We start from the raw sequence: 13,385 nt of genomic DNA, 5'->3' as shown, positions 1-13,385 counted from the left end.
GAACGCGATGGTCAAGGCAGCGGATCGGGCCAGGAACCCGGCGCGTTCCAGCGTCTGGCTGGAGAACGGGGACCGCCGGGCCGCCCGCAGCGGGGGCGGCCCGGCCGGGCTCGACCGGGACCGGATCGTCGCGGCGTCGATCCGGATGCTGGACGAGGAGGGCCTGGCCAAGCTCTCCATGCGCAAGCTGGCGACCGAGCTGAACGTCACCGCGATGTCCCTGTACTGGTACGTGGACACCAAGGACGACATCATCGAGTACGCCATCGACACCTGCTACGCCGAGATCGACCTGGCCGAGGTCGACTCCGCCGGCGACTGGCGCGACCGGATCAAGGTGCTCGCCCTGGCCTACCGGCGGATGCTGGTGCGCCACCCGTGGATGTCGCCGTGCGCGGGGCAGTACCTCAACATCGGCCCGCACGCGATCGCCGTCGGCTCCAAGATCCAGGAGGCGGTCCGGGCCAGCGGCCTGCCGCTCGACCGCCAGCCCAGCGCGATGTCGGCCGTCTTCCAGTTCGTCTACGGCTACGGGACCATCGAGTCCCAGTTCCAGCGCCGGGCGAACGAGGCCGGGATGTCGCAGGACGACTTCTACGGGGAGTCCATCAGAGCGTTCCGCGACGACCCGCGGTTCGTGGAGGCGCTGGAACCGATCGCGGAGATCCTCGACGAGCGCGCCTCGCACGGCACCGTCAGCGACATCTGGGACCGCGACTTCGACTACGCGCTCGAGGTCCTGATCGCCGGCATCGAGGTCATGGTCGAGCGGAGCCGTTCCGACCGCCCGGCTGAATGACGGAGCGGCGAGCCGTCCCCTGACCCGCCGCTCCGTACCCGACCCGGCCGCGCCTCCGCTCGAAGCGCGGCCGGGAGTCCTTCCTAGGCGCTCTGCCCGCTCTTCTCGCTCTGCTCGCTCTTCTCGTTCTTCTCCGCAGGCGCCGCGGGTGCCTCGGGGGCCGAGCTGCTCTTCAGCGCGACCTCCTTGATGAAGAGCGTCACCACGAAGGCGAGCAGCGCGAAGGGCGCCGAGTAGAGGAAGACGTCGCCGACGCCGTGCCCGTACGCACTCTCCATGACCGTACGGATCGGGGCCGGCAGCTTGTCCATGTCCGGGATGCCGCCGCCGCCCTGACCCACGGCCCCGGCGGCCTTCGGGCCGAGCTCGGCCAGGCCCTCCTTGACGTAGTCGGTGACCCGGTGGGCCATGACCGCGCCGAGCGCCGAGACGCCGATCGCACCGCCCAGGGAGCGGAAGAAGGTGACGACGGAGGAGGCGGCACCGAGGTCGGAGGGGGCGACCTGGTTCTGGGTGCAGAGCACCAGGTTCTGCATCATCATGCCGAGTCCGAGGCCGAGCACCGCCATGAAGACGGCGATGTGCCAGTACTCCGTGTCGTAACGGATGGTGCCGAGCAGGCCCAGGCCGCCGGTGGCGAGGGCGCCGCCGCTGATCAGCCAGGTCTTCCAGCGGCCGGTCTTGGTGATGATCATGCCGGAGACCGTCGAGGAGACGAACAGGCCGGCGATCATCGGGATGGTGAGGACGCCGGACATCGTCGGCGACTCGTCGCGGGCCAGCTGGAAGTACTGGCTGAAGAAGACCGTGCCGGCGAACATCGCGACGCCCACGAAGAGCGAGGCCAGCGAGGCCAGGGTGATCGTGCGGTTGCGGAAGAGCCGCAGCGGGATGATCGGCTCGGACGCCTTCGACTCGACGAGGACGAAGACCGCGCCGAGGACGATCGAACCGCCCACCATGACGGCGGTCTGCCAGGACAGCCAGTCGTACTTGTCGCCCGCGAAGGTGACCCAGATGAGGAGCAGGGAGACGGCGGCGCTGATGAAGAGGGCGCCGGCCCAGTCGACCTTGACCTGGCGCTTCACGACGGGCAGCTTGAGGGTCTTCTGGAGGACGAGCAGCGCGATGATCGCGAAGGGCACGCCGACGTAGAAGCACCAGCGCCAGCCGAGCCAGTCGGTGTCGGTGATGACGCCGCCGAGCAGCGGGCCGCCGACGGTGGCGACGGCGAAGACCGCGCCGAGGTAGCCGCTGTACCGGCCGCGCTCACGCGGGGCGATCATGGCGGCCAGGATGATCTGGGAGAGGGCGGTCAGACCGCCGACGCCGATGCCCTGGACGACGCGGCAGGCGATGAGCATGCCGGTGTTCTGGGAGAGACCGGCGACCACCGAGCCGGCGACGTAGATGACCAGGGCTATCTGGACGAGCAGCTTCTTGGAGAAGAGGTCGGCCAGCTTGCCCCAGAGCGGGGTGGTCGCCGTCATCGACAGCAGGGCGGCGGTGACGACCCAGGTGTAGGCGGACTGACCACCGCCGAGGTCGGTGATGATCTGGGGGAGGGCGTTCGAGACGATCGTCGAGGACAGGATGGCGACGAACATGCCGAGCAGCAGCCCGGACAGCGCCTCCATGATCTGTCGGTGCGTCATCGGCGGGGCGGCGCCGGGGCCGGCGCTCCCGTGAGGGGTGAGGCCGTCCCGCACACCGGCGTCGGGCGAGGTCGTAGCCATGAACTTCCTTCGTGGTCAAGCGTGATGGGCGTCGAGCGGAGCGGGCGTGAGGCGGGGTGGGCGTCACGCCGGGTGGGCGTCACGCGCAAGAGGCGTGAGGCGGGGTGGGCGTCACGCGGAATTGGCGTGAGGCCGGTGGTCGTCAGGCGGTGCGGGTGTCAGGCGGTGCGGGTGTCAGGCGGTACGGGTGTCAGGCGTGGTGGGCCCGGCAGTCCCCGAAGGAATCGCGGAGGCGGCCGAGCAGTGCGGTGAGCAGGGCGACGTCGTCGTCCGACCACTCCGTGAGGTGGCGGGAGAAGGCGTCGGTGACCCGGCGGTCGAGCTCGCCGAGCATCGCGTACCCCTCGGGAGTGAGCCGCAGGATGCGGGATCGCTTGTCGTCCGGGTCGGGCAGTCGCTCGATCCAGCCGTACTCCACGGTGTGCGCCACGTGGCGACTGCACACCGACATGTCGACGGCCATCAGCTCGGCGAGCCGGCTCGTCCGCATGTCGCCGTGGTGTTTGACCAGGGCGAGCACGGCCGCCGCACCGCCCTGGCAGTGGGCGGGCAGGGCCCGGGAGAGCCCGCGCTTCACGGCGCCGAAGGCGCTCACCGCTCGGGCGAGCTCCTCGTACCGGTTCCGGTTGACCGTCTCCATCGCACACTCCGACATCTTGTTGCTTAGGGCAACGATAGAGATGGATGGTTGCTCCAGGCAAACTAAATCGGTCAAAGCGTGCTAAAGAATCGGCAAAGCGGGTCGGAGGGGGAGGGCGCGTGCAGGTCCGGGGCAGGGCCGGAGGGCGGGGCTTGGGGCCGCCACCCCGACTTCGCTAGGGTCCGGCCCATGGCACACAACCCCCAAGCACCGTACGGCCAGGGCGGCGGTCAGGCCCCCGAGGGCTCCTACGACCCCGCAGGCAGCACCCAGATGTTCCGCGCCTTCGTCGACGAGGGCACCCCGCAGCGGCAGCAGCAGACCGCCGCCGCGACTTCCTCCGGCCCCCGCGTGGGCCTGATCGTCGGCATCGTCGTCGCGATCGCCGTCCTCGCGGGCGTGGCCTGGCTCGCGCTGGGCTGACCACTATCGACCGACCGGCCTTCAGGAGGGCGGTCGGGCCGGAGGCTCCACGGGGGCTTCGGGCCCGGCCGCCCTCTCCGCGTTGTCGCAACCCTCGCCGCGCCGGTGCGCCGGTGCGGCGGTGCGGCGGCGCAGTGGGGGCAAAAGAAAAGGCCGGGAGCCGTATGCGCTCCCCGCCGTACTCAACGTATAGCGCACGGGGGGCCTTGCGGCAAGGCCCCGGTGGTGCCGCACAATCGGCGTCCTTCGCTCGAATCGGGCGAGGGAACCAGCCGAAGGGGGAACCACCGCATGCGCGTGGTGTTGTCGTCGTACGGGTCCCGTGGGGACGTCGAGCCGCTGGCCGCTCTGGCGGTCGTGCTCGGGCGGTCGGGGGCGCGAGTCCGCCTGGTCGCGCCCGAGGACCAGGAGTTCGCCGACCGCCTCGCCGGCGTCGGGGTCGAGATGGTGCCGGTGCGCCTTTCCATCCGCGCGCTGGCGGCAGGGCCGAGGCCGAACTCGGCGGAGGACATGGCCGACCGGGTGGCCGCGCTGGCCGAGGCGCAGTACGAGGCGGTGGCCGAGGCCGCCGAGGGGGCGGACGCCCTCCTGGCGACCGGTCTGTTCCCGGCGGTGACGGGAGCGCGGACGGCCGCCGAGCAGCGGGGCCTGCGCTATGCGTACGTGACCTTCTTCCCCGGGATGCTGCCCTCGCCGCACCACCCGCCGTATCCGCTGCCGGGGCACCCCCTGCCGGAGGGAGTGACGGACAACCGGGTGCTGTGGGACCGGGACGTCGACAGCGTGAACGCCGTCTTCGGCGCGGGACTCACCGCGCTGCGGGCCAAGGTCGGGCTGCCGCCGGTGCCGAGCGTCCGTCATTACGCCATGGGGGAGCGGCCGTTGCTGGCGGCGGACCCGTTCCTCGGTCCGTGGCAGGAGCCGGCGGACCTCGACGTGGCGCAGACCGGTGCGTGGTTCGTGCCGGACGAGCGGCCGCTGCCGGAGGAGCTGGAAGCCTTCCTGAAGGACGGGGAGCCGCCGGTGTACGTGGGCTTCGGCAGCATGGGCATGCAGGGCTCGACGGAACCGGCCCGGGCGGCCATCGAGGCGGTACGCGCCCACGGGCGTCGGGTCCTCGTGTCGCGGGGCTGGGCGGACCTGGGCCTGATCGACGACCAGGACGACTGCATGGCGGTCGGGGAGGCGAACCACCAGCGGCTCTTCCCGAGGGTGGCCGCCGTCATTCACCACGGCGGCGCGGGCACGACCACGACGGCGGCGCGGGCGGGAGTGCCGCAGGTGCTGGTCCCGCAGATCGTCGACCAGCCGTACTGGGCGGCGCGGGTGGCCGAACTCGGCATCGGCGCGGCGCACGACGGCCCGGCGCCGACCTACGCGTCGCTGGCCGCGGCCCTGTCGACGGCCCTGGCCCCGGAGACCGGCGCGGCGGCGAGGGCGGCGGCGGGCAAGGTGCGCACGGACGGGGCGGAGCGGACGGCGAAGCTGCTGGTGGAGGGGTTCGGGGAGCGGGCGTAGGGGGGTGGTGGCCGGGGTGCGGGTCTTGGGTGGTCGGGGTGGGCGTTGCTGGTGGGCTTCTGGATCGGCCGCCCTCTCTCCGAGTGTGGCCCCCTCCACCGACCCCTCAAGGGCGCTCCCTTCGGTCGCGTCGCTGCGCGATTGCGCTTCGCTCCACCCTTGACCGGCCGGCTCCGGGGTCCTTTTCACACTCGGAGGGCGGCCGGGGGGCGTGGCCACGCGGGCAGGCCGGGTATCGGCCGGGCGCCGTGGGCGGGTGGCGCGTTGGTGGGTGGGGGCCGGGTTTGTGGCGGGGGTGGGGGAGGCCGCTCCCCTCGTGGGGGGTGCGCGGCCGTGGAATGGGGTGCCCAATGTCGGTTCGGCGGCGAGCGGTAGTCGGTCGGCTGGGATTCAAGCCCCGCTGGTCACTGTGTGTGGGTGGGGAGGGTGGTCGGGGGCGGCCCGTCGGTGCAAACTGCCCTCTCGCGGGCTGTGATGTGACGGGGCAGGACTCCTGTGACGGGAGATGCGCTTCGGCTGTCTCGGCAAGGGAGTTTGCACCGCTAGGGCGGGGAGACCCGGGCAGGGTCTGGGCCCGAGGGATGCCTGTGCACCGAAGATCGAGTGCGGTCGACTCGGCTCGCTCGAGCTTCAGTTAGTGACCGGCTCGCGGCGATCGGTCATGTGCGCGCCAGGCTCGCCCGAGCGGCGATCATGAAGGCATTCTTGTGCTCTTCCAGGTGCTCGTTGATCTGCACATCCCCGATCTCGCGCCAGACCGCCTGGTTGAGCGCGTGTCCGTAAGCACGAGCGGGGGCCTCCAGGGCCGGGTCACAGAGCAGGGCGACCGCGCGGTCAGCCGTCCAAAGCTTGGTCATGACCTCTTGCGCCCCGGTCATCCAGCCGTCCTCGTCGGCACCCCAAACTTCCGGGCGAGCGTAGGCGGCCCGCTCGGCCAGCTGAGCACAGGCAAGAAACTCCTGGATGGCCTGCACCTGCTCGGCCCGGCGCGCATCGGCCGTCGCAGCCGACTGCCGCCTCTCCTCGGCCTCATCGGCCGACCGCTGGGCGGCACGCTGGGTGAACGCCGTCAGCGCCCCGCCAAGCACCACACCCGCGAGCGAGAACATCGATCCCCACAGTTCCCCCGCCATGCCAACTCTTCCTCTATGACCGGTCCCTGAGCATCAGGGCGCACGTCTTCTCGCCAGGAATGCCTGGGTCGACAAGCCTAGGCTGTTCGAATCTGCGAGACCCAGGGGCTGCCGAAGTGGTGGACACCTGCTGTCGGAACTCGCGAACAAACCAGCCACCCGACTCCACGCCCGCGCACCCCCCCCACGGCGGGAAAGGTCCTCCCTCTCCCCTGCCACTAGCCGAGCCCCCACCCACCAACGTGCCACTGGCCCGCGGCGCCCGGCCGATACCCGGCCCCCTTGCGTGGCCACGCCCCCCGGCCGCCCTCCGAGTGTGTAAAGGACCCCGGAGCCGGGCGGTCAAGGGTGAAGCGAAGCGCAATCGTGCAGCGACGCGACCGAAGGGAGCGCCCTTGAGGGGCCGGCGGAGGGGGCCACACTCGGAGAGAGGGCGGCCGATCCAGAAGCGCACCCGCAACGGACACCCCGAGCACCCAAGACCCGCACCCCGACCACGCCGAAGGAAGAAGTTCGCGCGTTCGTCGTGGAGCTGCTCGCCGCGTACGGCGTTCCCCGCGCCTGGGGCACTGGCTCGGCGCCGCCTAGCTGGCCGGCGCGGTCGGTCTCCTATCCCGGTGCGCCGTCCCGGCGATGGGGATTGTCGTAGCGAGCGGTCGCCGTCCTCGCCCTGGTGTGTACGGGCGGAGTGTTCACAGGCTGTGGACGAACGTCTCCCACACCGACCGCTCGAAGACGACGGCAGGCCCCTCCGGGGCCTTGCTGTCACGTACGGGGACGAGGCCGGGGAACCCGGGGGCGACTTCGAGGCAGTTTCCGCCGTCGCTGTCGCTGTAGCTGCTCTTGATCCAGATCGCCGCGCTGAGCTGGTGCCTCTGCATACTGCTCGAACCCCTTCATCGCCTCGCTGATCAGGGTCGCGGACGCCTGGGCTGACAGAGCGTCCGCCCTGAGCACATCATAGGTCTGGCCATAACGAGCAAGAGCGGCTGGATCATCGTAGAAATGGCCGCTGGTCAGCGATTCCGCGTAGAGCCAGTCCGTGCCGTCTGGCAGGGTGATCAACGACAACGACGTTTTGGGACGGATGAGTTCGGTCGGCCCGGCCGGCGCGACTTGGATGCGGATGTTGGAATACCGACCCACGTCCAGTAGGTGCGCACACTGGTCCCGCATCACCTCGGCGCCTCCGACCACGTTCCGCAGACAGCTTTCGTCGAGCACAACCACGTACAGCGGCCCGCTTTTCGCGAGGAACCTCTGCTGGCGGCTCAGGCGAGCCTTGACGCGCTCCTCCAACTCGTCGCCTTCGGCGACTCGCGAGAAGATCGCACGCGCGTACTCCGGCGTCTGCAACAACCCCGGCACCACCTGCGTCTGGTACTCCCGTAACGCCACCGCCTCCGCGTCCATCTCCGCCCTGCGCTCGAACCAGTCCGGATGCTGCACCTCCGGGTACCAGTCGATCCGCCGCCACAGCCGCAGCAGCACCCCGCCCGTCCCCAGCGCCTCGTCGCACGCCCTCGCGAAGGGCTCCGCCGGCACCCGCTTCGCCGCCTCCACCCGGGCCACCTGCGAGCGGTCGCAGGGGATCAGGCGGGCCAGGCCCTCCTGCGTGAGGCCCGCTGACTCGCGGTAGTGCCGCAGGAGTTCGCCGAAGACCTCCGCCGTCGTGGCGGCGGCCTCGCTCGCCGTCGCGCTCCTCCTGGTCACTCCGAACCCCCTTGTGACAGCAGCCCTTGGCACGCGGTGGGCGTTGTGGCCGCCCCTCCCATTGAGCAACGCTGGAAGCACAGAGAGTAATCGCCCGATCGGGTGAGCGTGGGAGGAACAGCGGATGGCAGGGCACAGGAAGCGCGGCACGGAGGCGGGGTTGCGGCCCGGGGCGTACCTGTACGACCCGGGGGCGGGAAGGGTCGGGGAGTACCGGGGGCAGGCCGGGCCGTACGCGATGCTGCGGCCGCTCGGTGGGGGGCGGGAGTGGCAGGCCGACCCTGAGAAGGTGCGGCCCGCGACCCCGGCCGAGCGGCTGAGTGCCGGCGTGCGGGCGGCGAACGAGCGCACCGAGGTCGCGTACGACCTGAGCCGGCCGCCCGTGCCCGTACCGCACTGCGTCGAGTGCGCCGAGCTCGCCGGCTCCCGGGCGGCGGCCCGCGCCCGTTTCGACTGGAGTGCCGAGACGGACGCGAACGTCCTGCTGCGTCGCCATCAGGCCGATGTCCACCAGGACGAGCGGCAGTGAACGGCCGGGCGGGGTGCCGGCGGAAGGGCCGTGAGGGTGAACGGGCCGGTGCGCGCCGTCTCTCCCCCCAGCGCGTACAGGTACCGGAGAGGTGTCCGCCGTCAGGAGGGTAGGGAGACGATCTGCCAGGCGACCATGCCCATGGCTCCGGAAGCCGCGGTGACATCGATCGGCACGTGCGCGGGAGCGTTCTCGACGCGTTGGGATGCCGGTACTCCGTCACACGGCACGGAGTGGGGTGCCTTGTCGGCGATGACGACCTTGACGGCCCCGGCCCCGACGCAGGCCACGGAGACTGTGTAGGTCTTTCCCTTCTCCAGAGCGGAGCGGTGGTGCACGCCGTCCGCGACCCTCTCCAGGCCGGACTCCACGAATTCCGGGTCATCGGGCGAGACGGTCTCCAGGGCGGCCCTGGCCCGTTCGCCCTGCGCTTCCTCGTCGTCCCCCGCGGGTGCCCGCGTCCCTGTCGGCTTCGTGGTCGCCGATCCCGAGAGAGTGGTCGTCGGTGTCGTGGTGTCACGGCAGCCGCTCGCCAGGAGAGAGGCGAGGGCCATGACCGCGGCCGCGGTCACCGTCCTGCGAAGTGGTGCCGTCATGAGTTCGCCCAGCGGATCGCGAGCGCATACCGGGACCACGGTCCCCCGTTTACTGTGGAACGCACCATTTCCCCCACACCGCATTCTGTTGGTGGCGCTCCTGAGGTCAGTGAGGTGCGCCTGTGCGACGACCGTATCCCTCTTCGGTGCCTGTGCGGCCCGGTGCCGGGCTGCTGATCCGCACCCTCGGCCCCGCTCTCGTTCCTCCGCTCACCGCCACTGCGCGGTGACCTTCCGGGTGTCGACGCGCATGCCGAGCGGCACCCTCCAGGAATCGACGCAGACGGTGTACGTATGCGTCCTGGTCGCTCCGGCGGCGAGCGGGGCGGGCAGGGGCTGACTGGAGTGGACGGTGGCCCAGTGCACGCCGAGGGCGCCGATGACGTGGGTGGCGAAGGCGACCGTGCCCGAACGGACCGCTGTGCCGCCGGCGTTGCGGAAGGTCACAGTGACGTTCTCGCACCAGCGCCGGTCGGTGTCGGTGAGCACCGGGGCGGAGAGGGTGAGTGCGGCCGGCGTCGGCGGGCTCGGGGTGGCCGGGGGCGGTGTGGTCGTCGAGGGGCGCGGGGCCGGCGGGGTCGTGGTGGGCCGGGTCGGGGTTGCCGGGCCGGTCGGGTCGCCGGGTCTTTCCGGGGTACGGGGCGGGGCCGTGGCGCCCGGTACGGCCGGCGGGGCCGTGGCCGTACCCCCGCCGGGACCGCCGGGACCGCCGGAGGAGCCGAGGCCGGGGCCTTCGGCGCGGGCCGCTCCCGGGGCCGTGTCGCTCGTGCTCGGCCGTGGCGACGGGCGGGAGGTGCTGGAGGTGAGTCCGGGGCTCGTGGGGTCCAGCGGGACCAGGGTGACCGATCCGGAGGGCGGTACGGCGCCCTTCTGCCCGGCGCCGGTGCCGACCGCCGCGTACCCGCCTCCGTCGTCACCGGCTCCGCACGCGGTCAGCGCCCCGCCGAGGCAGAGCGCGACCATCATGAGTCCGGGTCGCTTCCTTCGCCGCATGGACATGGCCGTCAGTGTGGCTGACGGAAAGTCAGCGAGGAAGCGAAATGGAGCAACTCGGTTTGGGCGACGCCCGGTCAGTCCGCGATCAGGCCCTCACGGAGCTGGGCCAGAGTGCGGGTGAGCAGGCGGGAGACGTGCATCTGGGAGATGCCGACCTCCTCGCCGATCTGGGACTGGGTCATGTTCGCGAAGAAGCGGAGCATGATGATCTGCCGTTCGCGGGGCGGGAGTTTGGCGAGCAGCGGCTTGAGCGACTCGCGGTACTCGACGCCTTCCAGGGCCGCGTCCTCGTAGCCGAGCCGGTCGGCGAGGGATCCCTCGCCGCCGTCGTCCTCGGGGGACGGGGAGTCGAGGGAGGAGGCGGTGTAGGCGTTGCCGACGGCGAGACCGTCGACCACGTCCTCCTCCGACACCCCGAGCACGGCGGCGAGTTCGGGCACGGTGGGGGAGCGGTCGAGCTTCTGGGCGAGGTCGTCGCTGGCCTTGGTGAGGGCGAGGCGGAGCTCCTGGAGGCGGCGCGGGACGCGCACGGACCAGGAGGTGTCGCGGAAGAAGCGCTTGATCTCGCCGACGACGGTCGGCATGGCGAACGTCGGGAATTCCACGCCCCGTTCGCAGTCGAAGCGGTCGATCGCCTTGATCAGGCCGATGGTGCCGACCTGGACGATGTCCTCCATCGGCTCGTTGCGGGAGCGGAAGCGGGCCGCCGCGTAGCGCACGAGGGGGAGGTTGAGCTCGATGAGGGTGTCGCGGACGTAGGTCCGCTCCGGGCTGTCGGCGGCGGCGCCCTCGTCGTCGAGGGCGCGCAGGCGCAGGAACAGGGAGCGGGAGAGGGTGCGGGTGTCGAGGGCCTCGGGGGCGACGGCCGGCGGGGCGGTGAGCGTCTCGTCGTGGCCGGTGTCCGGTGCGGCGGTGCCGGCCGCCGGAGCCGGGGGGCGTCGCCGTCGCCGTGCCGTGCGGGACGTCGGCGGTCTCCGCGGCGGTCGGCGCCGTCGTCTGCGTGGGCATGGGCGTGAGCGTGAGCACCTTCGAGCTGCCCTGATCTGCGGACATGCCACCCCCTTGAGGTCGCGGACGGTCGTGGCGGCCACGACCATCTGAGGAACGCAGCCTCCACCTGAATACCGGCAGCGGGGCTGCGGCAAACGCGCTCTCAGCAGAATGTCACATGTCGGCAACACGCTGTAGTGACTTGTCGACACGGCGGGGGTGCATATCCGCAGGAAACAAGGGGTGTACGGCATATGCGGCGGCGGAAAACTGCTCCGAACCGGTCTACCCGTTCTGGTTACGCCTCGATCTTGTTTGCGGATCTCAAGCGGGCGAAGCTACGGGCGAGGAGCCTTGACACGTGCATCTGGGAGACCCCGAGCTCCTGGCTGATCTGGGACTGGGTCAGGTTGCTGTAGTAGCGCAGCATCAGGATGCGCTGCTCGCGTTCGGGGAGCTGGACGAGCAGGTGGCGTACGAGATCGCGGTGCTCGACCCCGGCGAGCGCGGGGTCCTCGTAGCCGAGCCGGTCGAGCAGGCCGGGCAGTCCGTCGCCCTCCTGGGCCGCCTCCAGGGAGGTGGCGTGGTAGGAGCGGCCGGCCTCGATGCAGGCGAGCACCTCGTCCTCGCCGATCTTGAGGCGTTCGGCGATCTCGGCGGTGGTGGGGGAGCGGCCGTGGGCGGTGGTGAGGTCCTCGGTGGCGCCGTTGACCTGCACCCACAGCTCGTGGAGGCGGCGGGGGACGTGCACGGTGCGGACGTTGTCGCGGAAGTAGCGCTTGATCTCGCCGACGACGGTGGGCATGGCGAAGGTGGGGAACTGCACGCCCCGGTCGGGGTCGAAGCGGTCGATGGCGTTGATCAGGCCGATGGTGCCGACCTGGACCACGTCCTCCATCGGCTCGTTGCGGCTGCGGAAGCGGGCGGCGGCGTAGCGGACGAGGGGGAGGTTGGCCTCGATCAGGGCGCTGCGGACGCGGTGGTGTTCGGGGGTGCCCGGTTGCAGGTTCTTGAGCTGCCCGAAGAGCACCTGGGTGAGGGCCCGGGTGTCGGCGCCCCGGGTGCTCTGGGGTCGGGTGCGGGGGGCGTCCGGGGTGGTCCCGGACTCGTTCTGGGGCGGGACCTGAGGCGCTGTACTGGCCGGCACGTTCACGCCACCCCTTCACGTCAACTTCGGTCGACTCATCCGTCAAAAGCGGTCATAGCATCACAAGACATGTCCACTGTGTGCAAGCACCGCATAACTACGTGTTGAACGGGGAATCTGGGCTCCGGAGCCCTGCGACAAAACCCCGGGGCCCGCGCCTTCACGGCGTGGGCCCCGGGGAAGCGGGGAGACGGTCCGGCGTGCTCCGGTGCCGTCCTCGGCTCTGGAAGGGGTCGGGGTCAGCCCTGGAACTCGTAGTCGGCGATCACCCACGTGGCGAACTCCCGCCACTGGGCGACACCCGCCTGGTGGGCCGGGTGGTCCAGGTAGCGCTGGAGCGCTTCCTTGTCCTCGACGGCCGAGTTGATGGCGAAGTCGTACGCGATCGGCCGGTCCGTGATGTTCCAGTCGCACTCCCAGAACCGCAGCTCCGGGATCTGCCCGCCGAGGGCGCGGAAGGCCGCCACGCCGGCGACCACGCGGGGGTCGTCGCGCCGGACGCCGTCGTTGAGCTTGAAGAGGACCAGATGGCGGATCACGGCGGTACTCCTGGAAGTCCTGGGTCGTCCCGGGTGCGTGAGGCGCGTGGGGTGCCTTCGCCCTAGTTGACGAGTTCGGTCATGAACTGGCCGACGCCTTGAGCGGCGCTCGATATGCCCTCGAACCCTACCTGGACGAGGTCCGCCGCCCGGGCGGGGGACGTGATGATCGTGTACAGCACAAAGACCACGACCGCGTAGAGCGCGATCTTCTTCGCCTGTGCCATGCCTCTGCCCTCCCCGGCCCTCCCCGGCCTCCCCGGGCCCTGACTGGTCGCGTGAGTCTAACCGAGCCTTTATGGACCAAGGGCCCGGCGATCGAGGTCTTTTGCCGCCCCGGGGGAGGGGGTCGGGCGAGCAGGATGGACGGCGAGCCCAGCGGACCTGGCAGGAGTCCGCCGGGCTGTGGGACCGGCCCTCACTGCGGGGTCCGCGCCGCGAGCTTCCCCCTGACCGCGGCGCAGGACTGGCGGGACCGGTCCTCATCGGGGGGAGCGGCTTGTCCCCCCGATGCCGCTCCCCCCGCTCCCCGCCCAGGCTCCTTGCCCGAGCTCCTCGCCCCAGCCTCTTGTTCAAGCCCCTTGTTCAAGCCCCTTGTTCAACTCGCCCTCCGCGAGGGCATGAAA

The 13,385-nt window shown here is 71.0% G+C and carries 13 protein-coding genes, 2 pseudogenes and 1 riboswitch; of the genes and pseudogenes, 4 read left to right on the top strand and 11 right to left on the bottom strand.

Going from position 1 to position 13,385, the window contains the following annotated elements; all coding sequences use genetic code 11:
• Nucleotides 1-7 precede the first annotated feature (7 nt).
• Complete coding sequence (locus ABD954_RS16540) at nucleotides 8-799, top strand: TetR/AcrR family transcriptional regulator (protein ID WP_345486799.1); 792 nt, start codon at nucleotides 8-10, stop codon at nucleotides 797-799.
• A gap of 131 nt (nucleotides 800-930) precedes the next feature.
• Here the strand turns inward: ABD954_RS16540 and ABD954_RS16535 are convergent.
• Both ABD954_RS16535 and ABD954_RS16530 read right to left on the bottom strand, forming a co-directional pair.
• Nucleotides 931-2,454: pseudogene (locus ABD954_RS16535) on the bottom strand (MDR family MFS transporter); the annotation flags it as partial.
• A gap of 271 nt (nucleotides 2,455-2,725) precedes the next feature.
• Nucleotides 2,726-3,112, bottom strand: coding sequence for a MarR family winged helix-turn-helix transcriptional regulator (locus ABD954_RS16530; RefSeq protein WP_425584041.1), 387 nt, complete (start codon nucleotides 3,110-3,112; stop codon nucleotides 2,726-2,728).
• Nucleotides 3,083-3,164, top strand: a riboswitch (glycine riboswitch). Its footprint overlaps the gene before it by 30 nt.
• A 200-nt stretch (nucleotides 3,165-3,364) precedes the next feature.
• On the opposite strand from ABD954_RS16530, the gene ABD954_RS16525 reads away from it, so the two are divergent.
• Together ABD954_RS16525 and ABD954_RS16520 are read left to right on the top strand one after the other, a co-directional pair.
• Entirely contained in the window at nucleotides 3,365-3,598 is a 234-nt protein-coding gene (locus ABD954_RS16525) for a hypothetical protein (protein WP_345486796.1), read from the top strand.
• Nucleotides 3,599-3,889: 291 nt separating this feature from the next.
• Entirely contained in the window at nucleotides 3,890-5,116 is a 1,227-nt protein-coding gene (locus ABD954_RS16520) for a glycosyltransferase (RefSeq protein ID WP_345486795.1), read from the top strand.
• A gap of 659 nt (nucleotides 5,117-5,775) precedes the next feature.
• On the opposite strand, the gene ABD954_RS16515 is transcribed toward ABD954_RS16520, so the two are convergent.
• The 3 genes and pseudogenes from ABD954_RS16515 to ABD954_RS16505 all read right to left on the bottom strand — a co-directional run bounded on the left by ABD954_RS16515 (nucleotide 5,776) and on the right by ABD954_RS16505 (nucleotide 7,962).
• Nucleotides 5,776-6,249, bottom strand: coding sequence for a hypothetical protein (locus ABD954_RS16515; RefSeq protein ID WP_345486794.1), 474 nt, complete (start codon nucleotides 6,247-6,249; stop codon nucleotides 5,776-5,778).
• Nucleotides 6,250-6,941: 692 nt separating this feature from the next.
• A pseudogene (locus ABD954_RS16510) lies at nucleotides 6,942-7,040 on the bottom strand (DUF397 domain-containing protein); the annotation flags it as partial.
• The gene (locus ABD954_RS16505; RefSeq protein ID WP_345486793.1) at nucleotides 7,015-7,962 is read right to left on the bottom strand and encodes a helix-turn-helix domain-containing protein; all 948 of its coding nucleotides are present in this window, start codon (nucleotides 7,960-7,962) and stop codon (nucleotides 7,015-7,017) included. The gene ABD954_RS16505 and the pseudogene ABD954_RS16510, both read right to left, overlap by 26 nt.
• A 124-nt stretch (nucleotides 7,963-8,086) precedes the next feature.
• On the opposite strand from ABD954_RS16505, the gene ABD954_RS16500 reads away from it, so the two are divergent.
• Nucleotides 8,087-8,491 (top strand): hypothetical protein, encoded by a 405-nt coding sequence (locus ABD954_RS16500; protein WP_345486792.1) that lies wholly within the window; start codon nucleotides 8,087-8,089, stop codon nucleotides 8,489-8,491.
• 101 nt (nucleotides 8,492-8,592) lie between these two features.
• On the opposite strand, the gene ABD954_RS16495 is transcribed toward ABD954_RS16500, so the two are convergent.
• The 6 genes from ABD954_RS16495 to ABD954_RS16470 form a co-directional block, all read right to left on the bottom strand.
• Entirely contained in the window at nucleotides 8,593-9,087 is a 495-nt protein-coding gene (locus tag ABD954_RS16495) for a hypothetical protein (protein ID WP_345486791.1), read from the bottom strand.
• A gap of 210 nt (nucleotides 9,088-9,297) precedes the next feature.
• Nucleotides 9,298-10,086: a hypothetical protein gene (locus ABD954_RS16490; RefSeq protein ID WP_345486790.1), complete on the bottom strand. Its 789-nt coding sequence runs from the start codon at nucleotides 10,084-10,086 to the stop codon at nucleotides 9,298-9,300.
• Between the two features lie 71 nt (nucleotides 10,087-10,157).
• On the bottom strand, nucleotides 10,158-11,174 hold the full coding sequence (locus ABD954_RS16485) for an RNA polymerase sigma factor SigF (protein WP_345486789.1): 1,017 nt from the start codon (nucleotides 11,172-11,174) through the stop codon (nucleotides 10,158-10,160).
• A gap of 197 nt (nucleotides 11,175-11,371) precedes the next feature.
• Entirely contained in the window at nucleotides 11,372-12,220 is an 849-nt protein-coding gene (locus ABD954_RS16480; RefSeq protein WP_345486788.1) for an RNA polymerase sigma factor SigF, read from the bottom strand.
• Between the two features lie 239 nt (nucleotides 12,221-12,459).
• Nucleotides 12,460-12,759, bottom strand: coding sequence for a Dabb family protein (locus ABD954_RS16475; RefSeq protein WP_345486787.1), 300 nt, complete (start codon nucleotides 12,757-12,759; stop codon nucleotides 12,460-12,462).
• Nucleotides 12,760-12,821: 62 nt separating this feature from the next.
• Nucleotides 12,822-12,986 (bottom strand): hypothetical protein, encoded by a 165-nt coding sequence (locus tag ABD954_RS16470; RefSeq protein WP_164986384.1) that lies wholly within the window; start codon nucleotides 12,984-12,986, stop codon nucleotides 12,822-12,824.
• Nucleotides 12,987-13,385 lie beyond the last annotated feature (399 nt).

The sequence above is a fragment of the Streptomyces roseoviridis genome, from assembly GCF_039535235.1.
GTDB classification, from domain to species: Bacteria; Actinomycetota; Actinomycetes; order Streptomycetales; family Streptomycetaceae; genus Streptomyces; species Streptomyces roseoviridis.
Note: the sequence above shows the minus strand (reverse complement) of the source record. Positions and strands in the feature narration are given on the sequence as shown.

Excerpts from the sequence above, each read along its gene's own strand:
- ABD954_RS16540 (WP_345486799.1), top strand. The coding sequence starts at position 8 with ATGGTCAAGGCAGCGGATCGGGCCAGGAACCCGGCGCGTTCCAGCGTC.
- ABD954_RS16525 (WP_345486796.1), top strand. The coding sequence starts at position 3,365 with ATGGCACACAACCCCCAAGCACCGTACGGCCAGGGCGGCGGTCAGGCC.
- ABD954_RS16520 (WP_345486795.1), top strand. The coding sequence starts at position 3,890 with ATGCGCGTGGTGTTGTCGTCGTACGGGTCCCGTGGGGACGTCGAGCCG.
- ABD954_RS16515 (WP_345486794.1), bottom strand. The coding sequence starts at position 6,249 with ATGGCGGGGGAACTGTGGGGATCGATGTTCTCGCTCGCGGGTGTGGTG.
- ABD954_RS16500 (WP_345486792.1), top strand. The coding sequence starts at position 8,087 with ATGGCAGGGCACAGGAAGCGCGGCACGGAGGCGGGGTTGCGGCCCGGG.
- ABD954_RS16495 (WP_345486791.1), bottom strand. The coding sequence starts at position 9,087 with ATGACGGCACCACTTCGCAGGACGGTGACCGCGGCCGCGGTCATGGCC.
- ABD954_RS16490 (WP_345486790.1), bottom strand. The coding sequence starts at position 10,086 with ATGTCCATGCGGCGAAGGAAGCGACCCGGACTCATGATGGTCGCGCTC.
- ABD954_RS16470 (WP_164986384.1), bottom strand. The coding sequence starts at position 12,986 with ATGGCACAGGCGAAGAAGATCGCGCTCTACGCGGTCGTGGTCTTTGTG.